We start from the raw sequence: 19,663 nt of genomic DNA on the forward strand, positions 1-19,663 counted from the left end.
TGGTGCGCCCGAGAGGATTCGAACCTCTGACCACCTGGTTCGTAGCCAGGTACTCTATCCAGCTGAGCTACGGGCGCAAAATGGCGGAGAAGGGGGGATTCGAACCCCCGATGCGGGTATAAGCCGCATACTCCCTTAGCAGGGGAGCGCCTTCAGCCTCTCGGCCACCTCTCCGTTTGCGGGGCTGATAATACTTCACAGGGATTTTTAGTCAAACACTTTTTTGGAGAAAACAGAGCGTTCGCTCAGCATTTGGCCAAAGAGTGGAATATTCAAGCAATATCGACACTTACCCAGTAGTTTCGCGCTCTGCAGGCCGATTTGCAGGCCCCTGAAAAACAAAAGGCGACATCCAGGATGTCGCCTTCAGGCAGCCATGAAATGGCTTAGAAATTCGGTTGGCCCGGGACTTTCTCGGCCTGTATCCGCATGTAGATCTCTTCGCGGTGTACGGAAACCTCTTTCGGTGCATTCACACCGATACGAACCTGGTTCCCTTTTACGCCCAGTACGGTAACGGTTACTTCGTCACCAATCATCAGGGTTTCCCCTACACGACGAGTCAAAATAAGCATTCGCTTGCTCCTGTATCCTGTTTTGTATTTATATCGATATGCGCCATTATCTTACAAAGATACCGATATGGTAAATGGTTGAAACTAAATCAATCAGGGATTGTTTCCCAAGGGCTGCTCATGAGGCTCTTGATCCAACCCGAACGCCGAGTGCAACGAACGCACGGCCAGCTCCAGGTACTTCTCGTCAATCACCACGGATATCTTGATTTCAGAGGTGGAGATCAGCTGCATGTTGATCCCTTCCTCACCCAATACCTTGAACATGGTGCGCGCTACACCAGGATGATTCCACATGCCGACCCCGACGATGGAGACCTTGGCGATCTCTCCGTTGCCCTGCACGCAGGCGGCCCCCAGCTCGCTGGCGGTCTCCTCCAGCAAGGCGCGGGCCCGGCGATAATCATCGCGATTCACCGTGAAGGTGAAGTCGGCGGTACCATCCCCCATGGTGTTCTGCACTATCATGTCGACATCTATGTTGGCGTCGCTGATCGGATTCAGGATCTGCGCGGCCACGGTCGGCCTGTCCGGCACACCCAGAATGGTCAGGCTGGCCTCGTTGCGATTGAACGCAATGCCGGATACCAGGGGTGCTTCCATCCTCTCACCTCCATATGTGATTAAGGTTCCCTCTCCGTCGACAAAACTCGACAGCACCCTTAGCGGCACGCGGTACTTGCCCGCGAACTCGACCGAACGGATCTGCAACACCTTGGCACCGAGACTCGCCATCTCGAGCATCTCCTCGAAGGTGATGGTATCGAGGCGACGCGCCTTGGGCTCGATGCGCGGATCCGTGGTATACACCCCGTCCACATCGGTAAAGATCTGGCACTCATCGGCCTTGATGGCCGCAGCCACGGCCACCGCAGTGGTATCCGAACCCCCTCGGCCCAGTGTCGTGATGGCATTGTGCTCATCGCGCCCCTGGAAACCGGCGATCACCACCACCTTGCCGGCACCGAGTGCGGCTTCCACCTGCTCGGTGTCGATACGGGTGATGCGCGCCTTGCCATAGGCGGAGTCGGTGTGGATGCGGACCTGATCACCGGTCATCGAGACTGCAGGGCAACCGCGCTTGTTGAGCGCAATCGCCAGCAGCGCAATGGTGACCTGCTCACCGGTGGAGATCAGCACATCCATCTCGCGCCGGTTGGCATCCTGGTCCAGCTGCTGGGCCATGCCCAGCAACCGGTTGGTTTCGCCCGACATGGCGGAGACCACCACCACCACGTCATGTCCCTGGGCACGGGTCAGCTGAACCCGCTCAGCAACTGCCTCGATCCGCTCCAGCGTGCCGACCGAGGTGCCACCGTACTTCTGTACATAGAGTGCCACAGATCACCTCGCCCGCTTACAGGCGCTCTTCCAGCCAGGAGTGAACGGATTGCAGCGCCGCCGGCACCGCCTCAGGCTGGGTACCACCCGCCTGTGCCATGTCGGGACGACCACCGCCCTTGCCACCCACCTGCTGGGCCACCAGATTGACCAGCTCACCAGCTTTGACCTTGCCGGTCAGGTCATTGGTCACGCCCGCGATCAGGTTGACCTTGCCATCACTGCTGGTTGCCAGCAGCACGACACCGGATTTCATCTGGTTCTTCAGCTCGTCCAGCATGCCGCGCAGGGATTTGGGGTCGACCCCTTCCAGGGCGGCAACCAGCACCTTCTGGCCATTGATGTCGATGACCTGACTCAGCAGGTCGTTACCCGCCTGCGCCGCCAGCTTGGCCTTGAGCTGTTCCAGCTCGCGCTCCATCATCTTGGCCTTGTCCAGTACCTGGCGAACCTTGTCGGCGATGGAGAACTGATCGCCCTTCACCAGCGCGGCGGCCTCTTCGATCTGTTCACCCAGCTGGTGCATCAGATCGATGGCGCTCTTGCCGGTGACCGCTTCGATACGGCGCACGCCAGCCGCGATGCCGCTCTCGGCGATGATCTTGAAGAAGCCGATATCACCGGTGCGCTTGGCGTGAGTACCGCCACACAGCTCGGTGGAGTAGTCGCCCATGCGTACCACGCGCACATCGTCTTCATATTTCTCGCCAAACAGCGCCATGGCACCGGCTGACTTGGCCTCTTCCAGCCCCATCAGCTGGGTGGCCACCTCGTGGTTGGCACGGATCTGGGCGTTGACGAGCTCCTCGATCCGGCGAATGGTCGCCATGGTCAGCCCTTCGAAGTGGGAGAAGTCGAAGCGCATGCGCTCGGCGCCCACCAGGGATCCTTTCTGGGTCACGTGCTCACCCAGCGCCTGGCGCAAGGCCGCGTGCAGCAGGTGAGTCACGGAGTGGTTAAGGGCGATGGCCTGACGACGATCGCCATCGACCACGGCCTCGACCTCGGCTCCCTTCTCCAGGGTACCCAGTTCCAGATAACCCTTGTGGATGATCGCCTTGCCCGCTTTCTGGGTGTCGGTGACGGCGAAGATGCCGTCATCCACCTTGAGGATGCCACTGTCACCCACCTGACCGCCGGACTCCGCATAGAAGGGGGTCTCCGCCAGCACGATCACGGCCTCTTCACCGGCGATGAGGCCATTGACCTCGACACCATCCTTGTAGATACCGACCACCTGGGTGTTCTGGTTCAGTTGCTTGTAACCGGTAAAGGGGGTCTCGAAATCGAGCTTCAGCACATCGTTGTAGTTCACGCCGAAACTGGAAGCCTCTTTCGCGCGGGCGCGCTGCTTCTCCATCTCGGCCTTGAAGCCCTCTTCGTCGATGCCGATCTCGCGCTCGCGCACCACGTCGGCGGTCAGGTCGGCCGGGAAGCCGTAAGTGTCATAGAGCTTGAACACCACTTCACCCGGGATCACCTTGGCATCACCGAGGTTGGCCAGGGCGTCTTCCAGCAGCAGCAGACCTCTGTCCAGCGTGCGGACGAACTGCTCCTCCTCGATGCGCAACACTCGCTCGACCAGCGGCAGCTGGGCGATCAGTTCCGCTGCCACATCCTTCATCTGCACGGCCAGCTCGGCAGCCAGCTTGTAGAAGAAGACGTCGGTAGCACCCAGCTTGCGGCCGTGACGCACGGCGCGGCGGATGATGCGGCGCAGCACGTAGCCGCGACCTTCATTGGAGGGCATGACACCGTCAGCCACCAGGAAGGCGCAGGAACGGATGTGGTCCGCGATGACGCGCAGGGACTGGTTGCTCAGATCCGTGGTGCCGACAATCTCGGCCGCCTTCTTGATCAACGCCTGGAAGATGTCGATCTCATAGTTGGAGTGCACCCCCTGCATGATGGCGGAGATACGCTCCAGACCCATGCCGGTATCCACGGACGGACGGGGCAGCGGCTCCATGGTGCCGTCAGCCTGACGGTTGAACTGCATGAAGACCACGTTCCAGATCTCGATGAAGCGGTCGCCATCCTCTTCCGGTGAACCGGGAGGGCCACCCCAGATGTGATCGCCGTGGTCGTAGAAGATCTCGGTGCAGGGACCGCATGGGCCGGTATCGCCCATAGCCCAGAAGTTGTCGGATGCATAAGGAGCACCCTTGTTGTCACCGATGCGCACGATGCGATCGGCCGGCACGCCGACCTCTTTTTCCCAGATGTCGAAGGCTTCGTCGTCAGTCGCGTAGACGGTCACCAGCAGGCGCTCTTTGGGCAGCTTGAGGGTACCGGTCAGGAATTCCCATGCAAACCGGATGGCGTCCTGTTTGAAGTAGTCACCGAAGCTGAAGTTGCCCAGCATCTCGAAGAAGGTGTGGTGACGGGCGGTATAGCCGACGTTTTCCAGGTCATTGTGCTTGCCGCCAGCCCGCACGCAACGCTGGGCCGTGGTGGCACGGTGATAGGCACGCTTGTCGGCGCCAAGGAACACGTCCTTGAACTGGTTCATCCCTGCGTTGGTGAACAGCAGGGTCGGATCGTTGTGCGGTACCAGCGAGCTGGAAGAGACAACCTGGTGTCCCTGGGTGCGGAAATACTCGAGAAACGCAGCGCGAATCTCTGACGTGGACATGTACATGGAAAATCCTGCTTGATTCGAATACGGACTTTTAACCGCATTAATGTAAGTTTTCTGCAGGGTAAAGTAAAACGTGGGGACCCTTGGCGGGTGAAATAGCCCCCAAGGGGCCAGCGTTTGGCAGCAACACCCGCAAGCACGTCGCAACAGGGGGGCTTCGGGATGCCTCGCTCGACCACAGGGCCGCCATCAACAGACTCGGCGAAGGGCTGATATTCCCCACCAGCCGCACCGCACACCCGTTGCCCATAGGTGTTCAACCTCGGCGCGCCACTATTGCTCGCCTTGCATGGCTGAGAGGGCGTAACGGGCTTGTTCCTGGGTAAAACCACGCCCCATCAGATATTTGAGCCACTTCATGCGCAGTTTGAAGTCGGCAAGGTCGGTCGCCTTTGCCCGACGCGACAACAACGCAAGCGCCAGTTCGAACCAGTCGAGCTCGGGTTGATCCAGGGCCGCCTCGATCTGGGTGTCATCCAGCCCCTTGCGGCGCAGGTCGAAACGGATCCTGAGCGGACCATGGCCTTTGGCTGCACCAGCCCGCACCGCCATGGCACCGTAACGATCGTCATTGACCCAGCCATAGCCACGGCAATGGTCGAGCACAACGGCGACCACCTCCTCCTCGAATCCCTTCTGACGCAGGCGTCTGGCCAGCTCGGACTCCGCACTCTCGCGACGGGCCAGACTGCGCATGGCAAAGGCGCGGGCGGCGACGACCAGCTCTTCAAAGGTCATTTCGACGGGCTCGCCCGTTCCGTTCACTGATTCATCCACCATAAACAACAAGGCCGGGTATCAACCCGGCCTTTCCTCATTCCTTATTCGAACTCTTGTTCGTTTTCGGCTTCAAACTCGTCGTATTCGGCAGCCGTGGCCTTCTCTTCCACCGGCGCGGCGCCGGAGAGCAGCAGCTCGCGCAGCTTCACTTCCACCTCGGCAGCCAGTGCTTTGTTTTCGGAGAAGAGCTTCATCACGTTGGCTTTGCCCTGGCCGATCTTCTCGCCGTTGTAGCTGTACCAGGCCCCCGCCTTGTCGATCAGCTTGTGCTTGACGCCGAGATCCACCAGCTCGCCCTCCTTGGAGATGCCGGCACCATAGAAGATCTGGAATTCAGCCTGCTTGAAGGGTGGCGCCACCTTGTTCTTGACGACCTTGACGCGGGTTTCGTTGCCGACCACCTCGTCCCCTTCCTTGATGGCGCCGGTACGACGGATGTCCAGGCGCACGGAGGCGTAGAACTTCAGAGCGTTACCACCGGTGGTGGTCTCCGGGCTGCCGAACATGACACCAATCTTCATCCGGATCTGGTTGATGAAGATGCACAGGCAGTTGGCGTTCTTGATGTTGGCGGTCAATTTACGCAGCGCCTGGGACATCAGTCGGGCCTGCAGGCCGACGTGGGAGTCACCCATTTCGCCTTCGATTTCCGCTTTCGGGGTCAGGGCCGCCACGGAGTCGACGATGATGACGTCGACGGCATTGGAGCGCACCAGCATGTCGCAAATCTCCAGTGCCTGTTCACCGGTATCCGGCTGGGAGATGAGCAGGTCGTCAACGTTGACGCCCAGCTTGGCGGCATAGATAGGATCCAGTGCGTGCTCCGCATCGACGAAGGCACAGGTTTTGCCCTTCTTCTGGGCTTCGGCGATCACCTGCAGGGTCAGCGTAGTTTTACCGGACGATTCCGGACCGTAGATCTCGACGATACGACCGCACGGCAGACCACCGATCCCCAGCGCCACGTCCAGAGAGAGAGAGCCGGTGGAGATGGCTTCGATATCCATGGTCTTGCTGTCGCCCAGACGCATGATGGAGCCTTTGCCAAACTGCTTTTCGATCTGGCCCAGCGCAGCCGCCAGTGCCTTCTGTTTGTTCTGATCCATGCCAATCTCCGCTGGGAATCGTGAGTAAGAAGTGAAGTTGGGCTAAGTATACTGTTTATGCATACAGTATCAAGCCCAATTTATTTGAGCAGTGCCAGGAGTCCGGACAAGGCCTGTCTGACCGCCTGCTGGCGCACCTGATGGCGATCCCCATCGAAACGGGCAAGCAGGGAGTGGTGACGACCGGTACGATCTGCCCAGGCAAACCAGACAGTGCCGACCGGTTTCTCCTCGCTGCCACCACCAGGCCCGGCGATACCGCTGATGGCCACGCAGATACCCGCATCGGAGCGAGCCAGGCAGCCCCGGGTCATCTCCAGCACCACGGGTTCGCTGACGGCGCCGTGGCGCAACAGGCTGTCGATGCTGACGCCGAGCATCTGCTGTTTGGCTTCGTTGGTGTAGGTCACAAAACCGCGATCGAACCAGGCCGAGCTGCCGGCAGTATCCGTGATGGCAGTGGCAACCCCGCCACCGGTGCAGGATTCCGCCGTGGCGGCCAGCCAGCCTCTGGCCAGCAGTGCCTCGCCCAGTTCCCGGGATAAGCGGGAGATCTCTGCTTCAAGTCCCATCATCGCGTCCTCTTCCGGCCTCTTCCAGGCGAAATATGGCGCTCATTATGCAGTTGCCCCGCTCCTCGGGCAACCGACCCCGGGGCCACTGCGTCAGCAAGTTGTCGTCGCTTAAGCTCCAGTACATGGCTGCTCGTTATCATGTTCCAACACCGCCATGCATGCGGTTTCCATCCCATCAGACCAAGGAGAAAGCCGGATGAAGCATCCGTTCAACGTCGCCATGACAGCCCTCGCAATGTGTATCGCCACCCATGCCTTTGCCACCGAGGGTACCGCCGAGCTGCAGAGCGAGACCACCCTGGCCCAGGAGCTGAACCTCTCCAGCGCGCAGGTGGAGCAGATCAAGGGGCTGCGCGAGCAGGCCACCAGGGAGCTGGGCTCAATCAAGCTCGACGCCATCGGCCAGGACGTCATCGTCAACATGATCAAGTCCGGCAAGTGGGATGAGGCGGCCGCCAAGAAACAGCTGCAGACCATCAGCGACGTACAGGCCGAGGCTCGCTACCATCGCGCCCACTACCTCTTCGAGGTGAGCCGGGTGTTGACGCCCGAGCAGAAAGCCAAACTGCACGAGATGCTGAGCGGCGACGAAGCCATGTACTGAGGGCGACACTCTCCCCATCTCTCCCATCCCCGCATCCGTGCGGGGATGCTATTTCTCCTCCCCCATGCCTCTTCTGGGCAAGGCTCTCCCCAGGCCACTCTGGTCAGCATCAGCCGGATGCACAGATCCGCGACGGGATGCCGGCTTTGCCCCCAAGACGGAGATTCCTCCTCACCATCTTGCCTCGAGCATGTAGAATGGCCCCCAGATTCAGACCCATGACGGCAGACGTTTGCCCGCAAGAGCACCTTCTGGAATAGCACATGACAGCACAATACCAAGCGCCAGGCGCCAACTTGAGCGCCCACACCCCCATGATGCAGCAGTATCTGACCCTCAAGGCCGAGAACCCGGAGATCCTGCTGTTCTATCGCATGGGCGACTTCTACGAGCTCTTCTACGACGACGCCCGCAAGGCCTCCCAGCTGCTCGACATCTCCCTGACCAAGCGCGGCCAGTCGGCCGGCAGCCCCATCCCGATGGCCGGGGTGCCCTATCACGCCATCGAGGGGTATCTCGCCAAGCTGGTACAGCTCGGCGAATCGGCCGCCATCTGCGAGCAGGTGGGGGACCCCGCCACCAGCAAGGGGCCGGTGGAGCGCAAGGTCATTCGCATCATCACCCCGGGCACCGTCTCCGACGAGGCGCTGCTCAGCGAGCGGCAGGACAACCTGATCGCCGCCGTCTACCACGATGGCCGCCGCTTCGGTTACGGCACCATGGACATCGGCTCCGGCCGCTTCTTCATCAACCAGTTCGAGAAAGAAGAGACCCTGCTGGCGGAGCTGCAACGCACCAATCCGGCAGAGCTCCTCTACCCCGAATCGTTCGCCTTCCTGCACCATATCGAGGGTCGCCGCGGTCTGCGCCGCCGCCCGGAGTGGGAGTTCGAGCTCGGCACCGCCCGCAAGCTCTTGTGCCAGCAGTTCGGCACCCAGGATCTGGTGGGCTTTGGGGTCGAGCAGAGCGAGACCGCCCTGTGCGCCGCCGGCTGCCTGATGCAGTACGTGAAAGACACCCAGCGCACCGCCCTGCCCCACATTCGCAGCGTGCGCCTGGAGCAGCCCGATCATGCGGTCATCATGGATGCCGCCACCCGCCGCAATCTGGAGCTGACCCAGAATCTGGCCGGCGGTCACGACAACACCCTCTCCGCCGTGCTCGATTGCACCGCCACGCCGATGGGCAGCCGCCTGCTCAAGCGCTGGATCCACCAGCCGATCCGCGATCGGGTGATCCTCAAAGGTCGCCAGAGCACCATCAAGGAGCTCATCGAGCAGAACCTCTATGACGAGCTGGGCGGTTTGCTGCGCCAGGTCGGCGATGTGGAGCGGGTGCTGGCGCGCCTCGCCCTGCGCTCGGCCCGCCCGCGCGATCTGACCCGGCTGCGGCAGGCTTTTGCTCAGCTGCCCCAGTTGCAGCGTCTGCTGGCGGAGAGCGAGCACGAGGCGGTGCAGCAGCTGCGCGAGCGGGCGAGCACCTTCCCCGAACTGTTCGACCTGCTGGAGCGTGCCGTGATGGAGGTGCCACCGGTGCTCATCCGCGATGGCGGCGTCATCCGTGAAGGGTTCAATCAGGAGCTGGACGAGCTGCGGGATCTGGCCAATGGCGCCACCGCCAGCCTGGCCCGCATCGAGGAGCGGGAGAAGGCGCTCACCGGCATCAACACCCTCAAGGTGGGCTACAACAAGGTGCACGGCTTCTACATCGAGGTGAGCCGCGCTAACAGCCACCTGGTGCCGGCCCACTACATCCGCCGCCAGACGCTGAAAAACAACGAGCGCTACATCATCGATGAGCTGAAGAAGTACGAGGACAAGGTGCTTACCGCCCAGGCCCAGGCGCTGGCGCTGGAAAAACGTCTCTACGAAGAGCTGCTCGACGCCCTGCTGCCGCACCTTGGCGATCTGCAGGAGTCTGCTGCCGCACTGGCGGAGCTGGACGTGCTGGCCAACCTGGCCGAGCGGGCAGAGACCCTCGACTATCGCTGCCCCACACTCATCGACGAGGATCAGATCATCATCGAGGCGGGCCGCCATCCCGTGGTGGAGCAGGTGATGACCGACCCCTTTATCGCCAACCCGATACAGCTGGAGCGGGAGCGGCGGATGTTGATCATCACCGGCCCCAACATGGGCGGTAAGTCCACCTACATGCGCCAGACCGCGCTCATCGTGCTGCTGGCCCATATCGGCGCCTTCGTGCCCGCCGACAGCGCCCGCATCGGCCCCATCGACCGCATCTTCACCCGCATCGGGGCGTCGGATGATCTCGCCTCCGGCCGCTCCACCTTTATGGTGGAGATGACCGAAACCGCCAATATCCTCAACAACGCCACCGCCCGCAGTCTGGTGCTGATGGACGAGATTGGCCGCGGCACCAGCACCTACGACGGCCTCTCCCTGGCCTGGGCCTGCGCCGAGCAGCTGGCGAGCAAGATTGGCGCCTACACCCTGTTCGCCACTCACTACTTCGAGCTGACCCGCCTGCCCGAGCTGATGAGTGGGCTGGCCAACGTCCACCTGGATGCGGTGGAGCACGGCGACACCATCGCCTTCATGCACGCGGTGCAGGAAGGTGCGGCCAGCCGATCCTACGGCCTGCAGGTAGCGGCGCTGGCCGGGGTGCCGAAATCGGTGATCCACCAGGCCCGCCACAAACTGCACGAGCTGGAGAGTGCCACTCCGGTGGCCGCCGGCGAAAGCCGTCCGGCTCCGGTCACTCTCGCCCCGCAATCCCATCCTGTGGTGGAGGAGCTGGCAGCAGTTCGCCCGGACGAGCTGACCCCGCGCCAGGCCCTTGACCTGCTCTATCGACTCAAGCAGATGCTGTAGCTACCGACCGCCGAACAGGCATGAAAAAGGGGAACCGCGAGGTTCCCCTTTCGTTTGACCGAACCTGTCATCAGCCCGGACCGATGCGATCCATCAGGCTCAGATTGACCGACCCCGGATGGCGCTTGAGCTTCTGCCTGTATTCGAACTGGTGCTGGCTCTCCTGTTTGAGCCCCTGCATCAGGGAGTAGCACATGGCCAGCATGATGACCGAGAAGGGCAGCGCGGCGATGATGCTGGCGGCCTGCAGGGCGGCAAGCCCGCCGGAGACCAGCAGAATGGCCGCGACCAGCCCCTGCCCCAGTCCCCAGATGGCACGGTGCAGCACGGGGGGATCCTGGTCGCCGATGGAGAGCAGCGTCGTAATCACGAGCGTGCCCGAGTCGCTGGAGGTGATGAAGTAGGTGCAGATAAGCAGGGTCAGCACCCCCTTGGCAATCCAGCCGAAGGTCTCCCAGTGCAGCAGTTCCACCGTCTTGTAGAGCGCCATGGTGACATCCTGATTGACCGCTTCCACCACGCCGCCGCCACCGAACAGCTCCAGGTTCATGGCAGTCCCGCCGAACACGGTGAGCCAGAACATGCCGAGCAGGGAGGGCACCAGCAGAACACCGAGCACGAATTCACGGATCGTGCGGCCCTTGGAGATGCGGGCGATGAACATGCCGACAAAGGGTGCCCACGCGATCCACCAGCCCCAGTAAAATGCGGTCCAGCTAGACTGCCAGGCCGAGGTACCGTTGGCTTCGGTATTGGTCCAGAAGCTCAGCTTGACGATGTTCTGCAGGTAATCACCGATGTTCTGCACATAGGCGTTGAGTATGTAGGTGGTCGGCCCCAGCACCAGGAAGAGGCCCAGCACGAACACGCTCAACCAGATATTGAGTTCGGAGAGGATCTTCACCCCGCGCCCGACGCCGGAGATGGCCGACAGGGTGGCAATCAGGCTGATGCCACCGATGAGCCAGAGCTGGTTCGCTTGTGACACGCCCATGCCGAACATCTGATTGAGGCCGGTGTTCATCTGGGAAACTCCCAGCCCAAGGGAGGTCGCCACCCCGAACACGGTACCGAACACCGCCAGCACGTCGGCGGCATGGCCCCAGAAGCCGTAGATGCGATCGCCAAGAATGGGGTAGAGCACGGAGCGGATGGCCAGCGGCAACTTGCGCCGGTAGCTGAAGAAGGCCAGCGACAGGCCGACGATCACATAGATGGCCCAGGGGTGCAGACCCCAGTGGAAGAAGGTGAGGCGCATGGCGATCTGGGCCGCTTCCGGCGTCATACCTTCGGTGATGAAGGGGTTGCCCTGCAGGTGATACATGGGCTCGGCGATACTCCAGAACACCAGGCCTATGCCCATGCCTGCGCTGAACAGCATGGAAAACCAGGCAAAGTAGCCAAACTCCGGTACCTGGTCGTCGTCGCCCAGCCGGATGCTGCCAAAGCGGCTGAACATCAGGTAGACGGCGAAGAACAGGAACAGGGCGACCACCAGGATGTAATACCACTTGAAGCCAGCAATGATGGTGTCCTTGGCCCCGGTAAACCAGGTGCCTGCGGTATCCGGATCAAAGACGCCGAACAGCAGGAAGAGGGTCACGACGGTGAGGGCCGTCATAGCCATGGTGGGATTGAGGCCTTTCAAAAGCCCTTTGGTTGCTCGCATCGGGCCTCCTTAGTCGTTGTTGAAAAAGTCTTCACCCACGTGATCGCCGGCACCGCCGATGGCGCGATAGGCCAGACGACCAGCCACCTGCTCACGGTGATCCACCAGGGTCACCGACGGCTGGCCGTTCACTGCGTGGCGTTTGCCGAGGAAGATAGCCATGGGCACCGCCAGATTGGAGACACCGCTGGTTATCCAGAGGCGGTTGAAGTCATAGGAGCCACCGATGAACTCCAGCTGTGCCAGCCCATTGTCCAGACCCGCCAGATAAAAGTTCATGGCACTCTCGTCGGGGAAGAGGTGAACCAGCACATAGGCATAGCGCAACTCATTGACCAACTCCTTTAGACTGAAAGAACCTGTGTTGCTGCAAGAGAGCGGCAGCTCACCATCGTAGTGGTGTACCTTGAGGTTGTTGGGGTCCTCGTCATAAGCAGGTTGATAACGCACAAATGCCGCAGTATCCGGCAGTTCATAGCGAACTCTGACCACGCGCAGATCGGCAACCAGGGACTTGATATCCAGGTCGTCATGCATGATTTCACTCCTCAAATATCGGGTTGGAATGGGGCAATTGTCCGATAACCTAACACAATATTCATTAGAGCTAAAATCATTACATCAAAAACCATATTGACCTTGTTATGGATTAGGCGGAGAATTTCGCGCCTCTCCACAGCCCTGCGATGACCCAGACCCCATGGAAAAACATGATGAAGTGCTGATCGCCCTGCGCCAGATCATCCGTGCCATCGACATGCACTCCAAGCGCTTGATCAAGGAAGCCGGCCTGACCTCGCCCCAGCTCCTGCTGCTCAAGGGTATCGACGAGCTTGGCCAGATCTCCATGCGCCAGTTGGCGGATCACACCAACATGAGCCAGGCCACCGCCACCACCATCATGGACCGGCTGGAGAGCCGCCAGCTGGTGCAGCGCATTCGCAGCGAAACCGACAAACGCAAGGTGCATGCGACGCTCACCGACGCGGGACGCGCCCTGCTTGCCCAGGCTCCGACCCCCTTGCAGGAGAGTTTCATTCAACGCTTTCAGGCACTGGAGAACTGGGAGCAGGGGTTGTTGCTCTCATCCCTGCAACGCATCTCCGCCATGATGAATGCCGACGGCATCGATGCCGCCCCCGTGCTGAGTGTCAGCCCCCTGACTGAAGAGCGGGCCTGAACCGCAGCCATAAAAAAAGCTCCCGACCGGGAGCTTTTTTTATGGGCAGTACGCGATGGCGTTACGCCTCCAGGCTGATGCCGATGTTGGAGACGCCGTCTTGGGCCGCGAAGGCGCGGATGGCAAGGATGCGGTCGCTGTCCCGTTCATGGGCCACCCGTTTGAGCAGTTCGACCTGGAACTCCAGCTCCGCCTCCATGTACTCATGCTCATAGAGCTCATCATCACTGAGGTCCCGCTCTTCCAGCATCTCGATGAAGCCGGCGACCGTGCCGACAGACGCATGGCTGGCGTCGTTGGCCTCTTCCCCCACCCGGCAGATCACCGAGTTGTAGGCACAACCCAGCGCCACGCAGGCGTCCAGTGCCGGATAGGCGCCGTAGGATTCAAACTTGCGGGGATCGGGAATGTAGACTTCAAACGCTTCCAGAATGGCACCAAGATTGACGCGGGATCCCTTGACCGTCAGGTAGTTCCACATCTGATCCAGCGCGTGACGGAATGCCCTCGCATCCCCGAAACCGGAAGCCTGGGTAAAGAGCACATAGTTGGGGTACATGCGCTCTGCCAGCGCCAGGGTATAGACGGTTTGCTGCCAGGGCTGCAGCTCGGCCAGTCGCTTATAAAACTTGTCACCAAACACTGGAGTCGGATCCTTTGCAAAATGTGGGGCAGATTGTAGCCCACGAGGGCCCCGTCTAAAAATGAAAAAGCGCCCTGCTCGACTATCTTGCCCGATCAACTGGGGTAAGATGGAGACAGCATCCCTCTCGCCTTGCCATAAACACGATAAGGAACAAGAGTATGAGCCAACGTACCCTGCTGCTGTTGAGTCAGGACAACAGCCACTATGAACGCCTGCTCAAGGCGGCCCATCTTCCCCATCTGCACATTCTTCGGGCCGACAATCAGGCCGAGGCCGAACAGCTTATCGGTGACGCTCATATCCTGATGGCCGAGCCTGCCCGGGCCAAGCCGCTGCTGGCCAAGGCCGGCAAGCTCAGCTGGCTCCAGTCGACTTATGCCGGAGTCGACGTGCTGCTGGACGCCAGTTGCCGCCGCGACTACCTGCTCACCAATGTCCGCGGCATCTTCGGCCCCTTGATGAGCGAGTATGTGTTCGGCCATCTGCTCAGCCTGACCCGCCAGTTGCCACTCTATCGCGAGCAGCAGCAACAGGGCGTCTGGCAGAGCCATCCCTATCAGGGCTTGAAGGGAAAGACGCTGCTGCTGCTCGGCACCGGTAGCATAGGGCAGCATATCGCCCACACCGGCAAACATTTTGGCATGAGGGTGCTCGGCATCAGCCACAGTGGCAGTGAACGTGCCGGGTTCGATCAGGTGTACCAGTTGCCGGCACTCAACAAGATGCTGGCCCAAGCCGATGTCATCGTCAGCGTGCTGCCCGCCACCCGCGAGACACGCCATCTCTTCACCGCCGAACGCTTCAGCCACTGCAAACCGGGCGCCATCTTCTTCAACGTCGGCAGGGGCAATGCCGTCCATGAGGGGGAGCTGCTGGCGGCACTGCAAGCCGGCAAACCCGCCATGGCGGTGCTAGATGTGTTCGAGCAGGAACCCCTGCCCGCTGACAGCCCGCTCTGGCACCAGCCCAATCTCATCGTGACGCCCCACAACAGCGCCTACAGCTTCCCGGAAGATGTGGCCCAGATCTTCATCCGCAACTACATCCGCTTCATCGACGGTCAGCAGCTGGACGGCCGGATCGACTTTGACAAGGGTTATTGAAGCCGTTCTGCAATGAAAAGGCCCCGCCAGTTGGCGGGGCCTTTTTCGTCAGGAGGGCGCCGTTCAGCCCGCTTCCATCTCTTTGCGGTAGCTCTTCACCTTGGCGAGGAACTGACGCTTGTCCTTGCCGGAGAGCGGCTCCGCCATCGGCAGCTTGATCTTCATGGGATCCACCGGCCGGTTGTTGATGCGTACTTCGTAGTGCAGGTGAGCACCGGTGGAACGGCCCGTGTTGCCGGAGAGGGCTATCTTGTCGCCCATTTTCACCTTCTGCCCGGGTTTCACCAGCAGCTTGCTCAGGTGCAGGTAACGGGTCATCAGGGTACGACCGTGCTTGATCACGACATAGGTGCCTGCCAGCGGGTGGCTGGTTGCCTTGAGGACCACACCGTCACCGGTCGCCATGATGGGCGTGCCTACTGGCAGGGCAAAGTCGGTCCCCTCATGGGGCCGGACCTGCCCGGTAATGGGATGACGGCGATTCGGGTTGAAACTGGAGCTGACCCGATAACGGCTGTGAGTCGGATAACGGCGGAAGCCGCGCTCCAGGCTGTTTGCCTGACCGTCATAATAGTTGCCATCTTCCGACAACCAGGCTGACACGGCCTTGCCCTGGCTGAACACCTCGACCCCCAGCAACTGGGTATTGCCCGTACTCTTGCCCTCGACCGTCTCCTGACGGACCAGCACCTTGAACTTGTCACCTTTTTTCAAATCCTTGGCGAAGTTGAGGCGCCACTGGAACAGGTTGGCAATCTTCTGGATGTGGTTGGCCGGGATCCCGGCATTGCGGGCGCTGACGTAGAAGCTGCCGTTGATGACACCGTCATAGCTCTTCTGTTGCCACTCCACCTCTTCATTGAGCATGTTGGCGCTATAGGTGTCGTCGGTACGCTCCAGCACCAGGGTCTGCTTGATGTTCAGGCGGATCTTCAACTGCTGCAGAATGTTGTCCTGATCGATCAGCAACTCGATGGTCTGACCGGGTTTAAGACGCGCCAGGTTGTTCTTGGCATCCGCATCCAGCACCTTGTAGAGGGTGGTGGTGGACAGCCCCAGGTTGTTGAAGATGGTGGTCAGATTCTCGCCGTTGCGCACCCGGTAATCCTGCCATTGAGGCGTGGCATCGGCCGGGATGTCGTCTTCGGGAGCGGCTGACTCGACCAGCTCGTGATCCGGGATGTCGTTGAAGTCGGTGTTGTCTTCGTTGGTTGCTGTGCCCGTGGTGGCGATCGGCAACTCCAGACGCAGTGGCCGCTCCAGGATGTCACCGGGAGCTGGCAATACGGCTACCGCTGACAGCGTCATGGCCGTGAGCAATAGCATGGCATAGAAATGCTTGCGGGGAACCGGGGGTTCCCAATTGGCAGCCTGGGCTACCAAGGGACGGAGACGTTTCATCCGCTATCCTGTTATTAGATCTAAGGGTGGTGGTTGTGGGTCTGTTTTTATGAGTTTTTATTATGAAAACCGAATATCTGGCTTTTAGGCCTAAATACTTACAAAAAGTTCATAGCTCCATGCACGAAACTCACATTTTATGCATAACCTTCCAGCATGGGCAGAAATGATCGTCATTTTCAGCCATTTTTTTCTATTTTTAAGAACCAAGTCCGGTTGTGGTGCTCTCCGGCCCAGAAAATGTTGCAAAAACATCTCCATGGAGTGGGTATGTCATTGGCAAAATTGTTAAATGTAATCATTCTGATCCTCTTCACCATCGGCGCCGCGCTGCTGCTCGTGCTGGAGATCACCACGGTACGACAGTCTATTCTCGACCAGATGTCGGCCAACCTTGAAACCGCCATCACCGCACTGGGGCTGGTGCTGCAGGGCACTCTGCTCAACGATGACAAGGTCCTTGCCGAGACCATAGTGAACGCCATGTTCGACGGAGGCTTCGTCAACTCCGTCGTCCTGCTGGATCCGGATGGCCAGGTGCTGTTCCAGAAGGTGTTCCACACCGCACAGCAAAATATTCCAGGCTGGCTCCCCTCTGTTATCGACATGCCGCCGGTTAAAATTGAGCAGGAGTTGACCGACGGCTGGCGTATTCTCGGTACCCTCGCGCTCGAGGGGCACAAGGGTTACGCCTACCAGCATCTGTGGAACGCCATCAGTCGTACCGGGCTCGCGTTGCTCGTCGGCCTGCTGGTGTTCAGCCTGGTGATCACCTGGGTGTGCCGCCGCCTGCTGCGCCCCCTCGAACAAGTCAGTCTGCAACTGACCCGGATCCGCAAACGCCAGTTCAGCGGCAACCTGCCAACCCCGTGGCTTCGCGAATTGCAGGAAGTCGTCGTCTCCATCAACCAGCTGGTCTCTGAACGCAAGCGGGACCTGCTGCAACAACGGCTCAAGATCACCCAGCTTGGCAAGCACGACGCCCTCCCGACCCACCAGAAGCTCGTTGGGCTGGTCGACACCGATGGCAATACCTATCAGCAGCATTTCTTCTCCACTCAGGGGAGTATCAGGCTCTACAGCCGCCTGTTACCCAAGCACCCCCCCACCACGGACAGCTCGCCGGATGAAATTCGGGCGCTGCTCAACGACTGGCTGACCCAGAAGGCGGAAGGGCTCCAGCTACCTCTCAGCCTGCTCGGCCATCCAGACTGGGCGCAGTTTGCCCACGTGCTGGCCAGCGCTCGTGGCAAGACGCTGGACTGGCGCTGGGATCTGGCTATCTTCCCTCCCCTGGCCGAGGAGCGACTGACTGCACTCCAGTCCCAGGGGATTGAGCTGGCGTTCAGCAATATCCCGATGAACAACGACAATCTGGCCAGACTCGACCCCATCAGACCCGTCTTCATCAGTTGCCAGCTCACCCAGTCCCCCCTTTATTGGAACCTGCTCTCCCAATGCCTCCATGCTTCCGGCTACACCTTGCTGGCGGAAGCCGGCGACGTGAGCGATGTGGACATGCTGCGCAGTTGGGGCATCGATGGTTATGCCACTCAGGAGAATGCATCATGAGGATCCCGCTGCTGCTGCTTGCCCTGCTGTGGCAATCGACCCTGTACGCGACCACCATGACCATAGGCACCGGGGGGGAGCAAGGCATCTATTACCAGGTCATCAAGGAGTTCTGCAGACTGGCCAAAAAAAGTGACCCCACGATGCCCTGCAAACTGCAGGCCAGCTCCGGGTCCATCGAAAATCTCCGCCAGCTGAAAGCGGGAGAGGTCCCCTATGCCCTCGTCCAGTCAGACTGGCTCTATCAGGCCAGCCAGGGCACGGGGCCTTTCGTTGCCCAACCACAACGCGAGCTGAGAGCGCTCTTTGCCACCCACGCCGAACCTTTCACCATAGTGGTGCGAGCCGATGGGGATATCACCACCCTGGAGCAGCTCAAGCTGGCCCCCATCGACATGGGCCTGAAGAGTTCAGGGACTCGTCAAACGGCATTGGCCCTGTTCAATGTTTTGGGTGCAAAGGAGCAGGATCTTGATTTGAAGAGCGTCGCCAATCTCTCCGAAGCACTGTGCAGTAAACAGATCGATGCCTATGGCCTCGTCATGGGTCATCCCAACCGTATCGTGCTCGACACCGCCAAGCGCTGCGACGTGCGCTTCCTGGCGATCGAGGGGCCCGTCAGGGACCAGCTACTCAAGGGGGTCAGGTATTATCAGCGCAGCCAGGTGCCGGCACGCATCTACCCGGGCAACCTCAAGGCAACCCCGACCTTCGCCATCGCCGCCACCCTGGTGACCAATGCCGCCACCCCGGATGACGAGGTCTATCGGCTTACCCGGGCCATGCTGAGCCAGCAAACCAGTTTCAACGAACAGACCTATGGCTATGCGAACCTGTTTCACAAGGCGCGCAACAAGATTGGCCCGGTGCTGAGCGTCGAACAGCATCCGGGCGCGGCAAAATATTTCGAGGAGTTGAAGGCGGCGGGCAAGTTATAGCTGGCGACGGGGGGAGCGCAGATGCTCGCTGGAGAAGCGGCTCTGCATCGAGGTCCACTGGGCCAGGCGATCGGCGCTCCCCGCCAGGGTTCCTTCGCGGCGGGATTTCATGATCCAGATGCTTTTGGCATCGAAACTGTAAACCGGCTGCAGATCATTGCGCTTGCTCCCCGGCAGGATGCGGCCATTGATGTTGTCCAGTACCAGGGGATCTGACTTGATGGTCGGGAAGTACAACGTCACCATGTGGAACTGGTTGTAACGGATTGCCTTCACATAGGCCAGCCGCAGTTTCTTCTCGTCGACCCCCAGCTCCATCAGGGTGTAGTACTTGGCGATGCTGTAGTCCTCGCAATCCCCCCCTCTCGCCCCGATGAACTCCAGCGGATTGGCCCAATAATCATCATCCCCCCACAGTCTGGGATCCTCGCTATAGGTCAGGTTGTTGAAGTAGTTGTTCACCAACTCCAGCTTCTGCTGGTCCGTCGTTCCGGCCCTTGGCGTCAGCAGACGAGAGAAGGCCTCGGACCGCTGGATCGCTCTGGCGCCATAGACCGCCTGCATTTTTGCCCTGAGTTCCGGGCTGGCGATGTGTTCGGAAAGACCGGATGCCTGCACGCCGGATCCCAGCAGGGTCAGCGTGCAGGCGGAGACGAGCAACCATTTCATGACTGACACTCCATATCAGATGCTGGAGG

Annotated in this window: 17 protein-coding genes and 2 tRNA genes; 6 read left to right on the top strand and 13 right to left on the bottom strand. The window is 60.3% G+C overall.

Features of this window, described 5'->3' with window-relative positions; translation table 11 throughout:
- The 8 genes from ACVDHI_RS10445 to pncC form a co-directional block, all read right to left on the bottom strand.
- A tRNA-Arg gene (locus ACVDHI_RS10445) sits at window positions 1-77 on the bottom strand.
- A 4-nt stretch (window positions 78-81) separates the two neighbouring features.
- Window positions 82-174 (bottom strand) — tRNA-Ser (locus ACVDHI_RS10450).
- Between the two features lie 212 nt (window positions 175-386).
- Window positions 387-575 carry a carbon storage regulator CsrA gene (csrA, locus tag ACVDHI_RS10455; RefSeq protein WP_005315760.1) on the bottom strand — a complete coding sequence of 63 codons (189 nt, stop codon included), beginning with the start codon at window positions 573-575 and terminating at the stop codon, window positions 387-389.
- A 93-nt stretch (window positions 576-668) separates the two neighbouring features.
- Window positions 669-1,916, bottom strand: coding sequence for an aspartate kinase (locus tag ACVDHI_RS10460; protein ID WP_010672822.1), 1,248 nt, complete (start codon window positions 1,914-1,916; stop codon window positions 669-671).
- Between the two features lie 16 nt (window positions 1,917-1,932).
- Window positions 1,933-4,557 carry an alanine--tRNA ligase gene (gene alaS / locus ACVDHI_RS10465; RefSeq protein ID WP_128272321.1) on the bottom strand — a complete coding sequence of 875 codons (2,625 nt, stop codon included), beginning with the start codon at window positions 4,555-4,557 and terminating at the stop codon, window positions 1,933-1,935.
- A gap of 273 nt (window positions 4,558-4,830) precedes the next feature.
- The gene (locus ACVDHI_RS10470) at window positions 4,831-5,337 is read right to left on the bottom strand and encodes a regulatory protein RecX (RefSeq protein ID WP_183149266.1); all 507 of its coding nucleotides are present in this window, start codon (window positions 5,335-5,337) and stop codon (window positions 4,831-4,833) included.
- A 41-nt stretch (window positions 5,338-5,378) separates the two neighbouring features.
- Window positions 5,379-6,443, bottom strand: coding sequence for a recombinase RecA (recA, locus tag ACVDHI_RS10475; RefSeq protein ID WP_010672819.1), 1,065 nt, complete (start codon window positions 6,441-6,443; stop codon window positions 5,379-5,381).
- Window positions 6,444-6,523: 80 nt separating this feature from the next.
- On the bottom strand, window positions 6,524-7,015 hold the full coding sequence (gene pncC, locus ACVDHI_RS10480) for a nicotinamide-nucleotide amidase (RefSeq protein ID WP_029313644.1): 492 nt from the start codon (window positions 7,013-7,015) through the stop codon (window positions 6,524-6,526).
- A 199-nt stretch (window positions 7,016-7,214) separates the two neighbouring features.
- Here pncC and ACVDHI_RS10485 point away from each other — a divergent pair, with 199 nt between their 5' ends.
- Together ACVDHI_RS10485 and mutS are read left to right on the top strand one after the other, a co-directional pair.
- On the top strand, window positions 7,215-7,622 hold the full coding sequence (locus ACVDHI_RS10485; RefSeq protein ID WP_103260871.1) for a Spy/CpxP family protein refolding chaperone: 408 nt from the start codon (window positions 7,215-7,217) through the stop codon (window positions 7,620-7,622).
- A 263-nt stretch (window positions 7,623-7,885) separates the two neighbouring features.
- Window positions 7,886-10,456, top strand: a complete 2,571-nt coding sequence (gene mutS, locus ACVDHI_RS10490) for a DNA mismatch repair protein MutS (RefSeq protein WP_447212064.1) — start codon at window positions 7,886-7,888, stop codon at window positions 10,454-10,456.
- Window positions 10,457-10,526: 70 nt separating this feature from the next.
- Here mutS and ACVDHI_RS10495 read toward each other — a convergent pair whose 3' ends face one another.
- Both ACVDHI_RS10495 and ACVDHI_RS10500 read right to left on the bottom strand, forming a co-directional pair.
- Window positions 10,527-12,125, bottom strand: coding sequence for a BCCT family transporter (locus ACVDHI_RS10495; RefSeq protein ID WP_049636524.1), 1,599 nt, complete (start codon window positions 12,123-12,125; stop codon window positions 10,527-10,529).
- Between the two features lie 9 nt (window positions 12,126-12,134).
- Window positions 12,135-12,662, bottom strand: a complete 528-nt coding sequence (locus tag ACVDHI_RS10500; protein WP_261999339.1) for a hypothetical protein — start codon at window positions 12,660-12,662, stop codon at window positions 12,135-12,137.
- Window positions 12,663-12,825: 163 nt separating this feature from the next.
- Between ACVDHI_RS10500 and ACVDHI_RS10505 the strand changes: the two genes are divergently transcribed.
- On the top strand, window positions 12,826-13,305 hold the full coding sequence (locus tag ACVDHI_RS10505; RefSeq protein ID WP_010672813.1) for a MarR family winged helix-turn-helix transcriptional regulator: 480 nt from the start codon (window positions 12,826-12,828) through the stop codon (window positions 13,303-13,305).
- A 61-nt stretch (window positions 13,306-13,366) separates the two neighbouring features.
- Here ACVDHI_RS10505 and ACVDHI_RS10510 read toward each other — a convergent pair whose 3' ends face one another.
- Window positions 13,367-13,948 (bottom strand): YjaG family protein, encoded by a 582-nt coding sequence (locus ACVDHI_RS10510; RefSeq protein WP_010672811.1) that lies wholly within the window; start codon window positions 13,946-13,948, stop codon window positions 13,367-13,369.
- Between the two features lie 161 nt (window positions 13,949-14,109).
- On the opposite strand from ACVDHI_RS10510, the gene ACVDHI_RS10515 reads away from it, so the two are divergent.
- Window positions 14,110-15,054 carry a D-2-hydroxyacid dehydrogenase gene (locus ACVDHI_RS10515; protein WP_447212065.1) on the top strand — a complete coding sequence of 315 codons (945 nt, stop codon included), beginning with the start codon at window positions 14,110-14,112 and terminating at the stop codon, window positions 15,052-15,054.
- Window positions 15,055-15,117: 63 nt separating this feature from the next.
- Here ACVDHI_RS10515 and mepM read toward each other — a convergent pair whose 3' ends face one another.
- The gene (gene mepM, locus ACVDHI_RS10520; RefSeq protein WP_010672809.1) at window positions 15,118-16,455 is read right to left on the bottom strand and encodes a murein DD-endopeptidase MepM; all 1,338 of its coding nucleotides are present in this window, start codon (window positions 16,453-16,455) and stop codon (window positions 15,118-15,120) included.
- A gap of 270 nt (window positions 16,456-16,725) precedes the next feature.
- Here mepM and ACVDHI_RS10525 point away from each other — a divergent pair, with 270 nt between their 5' ends.
- Both ACVDHI_RS10525 and ACVDHI_RS10530 read left to right on the top strand, forming a co-directional pair.
- Entirely contained in the window at window positions 16,726-18,027 is a 1,302-nt protein-coding gene (locus ACVDHI_RS10525; protein WP_447212066.1) for a LapD/MoxY N-terminal periplasmic domain-containing protein, read from the top strand.
- Window positions 18,024-18,965 carry a TAXI family TRAP transporter solute-binding subunit gene (locus ACVDHI_RS10530; protein WP_447212067.1) on the top strand — a complete coding sequence of 314 codons (942 nt, stop codon included), beginning with the start codon at window positions 18,024-18,026 and terminating at the stop codon, window positions 18,963-18,965. The genes ACVDHI_RS10525 and ACVDHI_RS10530 overlap by 4 nt, the downstream gene beginning before the upstream one ends.
- Here the strand turns inward: ACVDHI_RS10530 and ACVDHI_RS10535 are convergent.
- Entirely contained in the window at window positions 18,960-19,634 is a 675-nt protein-coding gene (locus ACVDHI_RS10535) for a transglutaminase-like cysteine peptidase (RefSeq protein ID WP_109111743.1), read from the bottom strand. The two genes, ACVDHI_RS10530 and ACVDHI_RS10535, sit on opposite strands and share 6 nt — an antisense overlap.
- Between the last annotated feature and the right edge of the window lie 29 nt (window positions 19,635-19,663).

Source organism: Aeromonas sp. 25-248, assembly GCF_053005425.1.

Coding starts and splice junctions, on each gene's coding strand:
- csrA (WP_005315760.1), bottom strand. CDS start 575: ATGCTTATTTTGACTCGTCGTGTAGGGGAAACCCTGATGATTGGTGAC.
- alaS (WP_128272321.1), bottom strand. CDS start 4,557: ATGTACATGTCCACGTCAGAGATTCGCGCTGCGTTTCTCGAGTATTTC.
- ACVDHI_RS10470 (WP_183149266.1), bottom strand. CDS start 5,337: ATGGTGGATGAATCAGTGAACGGAACGGGCGAGCCCGTCGAAATGACC.
- recA (WP_010672819.1), bottom strand. CDS start 6,443: ATGGATCAGAACAAACAGAAGGCACTGGCGGCTGCGCTGGGCCAGATC.
- pncC (WP_029313644.1), bottom strand. CDS start 7,015: ATGGGACTTGAAGCAGAGATCTCCCGCTTATCCCGGGAACTGGGCGAG.
- ACVDHI_RS10485 (WP_103260871.1), top strand. CDS start 7,215: ATGAAGCATCCGTTCAACGTCGCCATGACAGCCCTCGCAATGTGTATC.
- mutS (WP_447212064.1), top strand. CDS start 7,886: ATGACAGCACAATACCAAGCGCCAGGCGCCAACTTGAGCGCCCACACC.
- ACVDHI_RS10495 (WP_049636524.1), bottom strand. CDS start 12,125: ATGCGAGCAACCAAAGGGCTTTTGAAAGGCCTCAATCCCACCATGGCT.
- ACVDHI_RS10500 (WP_261999339.1), bottom strand. CDS start 12,662: ATGCATGACGACCTGGATATCAAGTCCCTGGTTGCCGATCTGCGCGTG.
- ACVDHI_RS10505 (WP_010672813.1), top strand. CDS start 12,826: ATGGAAAAACATGATGAAGTGCTGATCGCCCTGCGCCAGATCATCCGT.
- ACVDHI_RS10515 (WP_447212065.1), top strand. CDS start 14,110: ATGAGCCAACGTACCCTGCTGCTGTTGAGTCAGGACAACAGCCACTAT.
- mepM (WP_010672809.1), bottom strand. CDS start 16,455: ATGAAACGTCTCCGTCCCTTGGTAGCCCAGGCTGCCAATTGGGAACCC.
- ACVDHI_RS10525 (WP_447212066.1), top strand. CDS start 16,726: ATGTCATTGGCAAAATTGTTAAATGTAATCATTCTGATCCTCTTCACC.
- ACVDHI_RS10530 (WP_447212067.1), top strand. CDS start 18,024: ATGAGGATCCCGCTGCTGCTGCTTGCCCTGCTGTGGCAATCGACCCTG.
- ACVDHI_RS10535 (WP_109111743.1), bottom strand. CDS start 19,634: ATGAAATGGTTGCTCGTCTCCGCCTGCACGCTGACCCTGCTGGGATCC.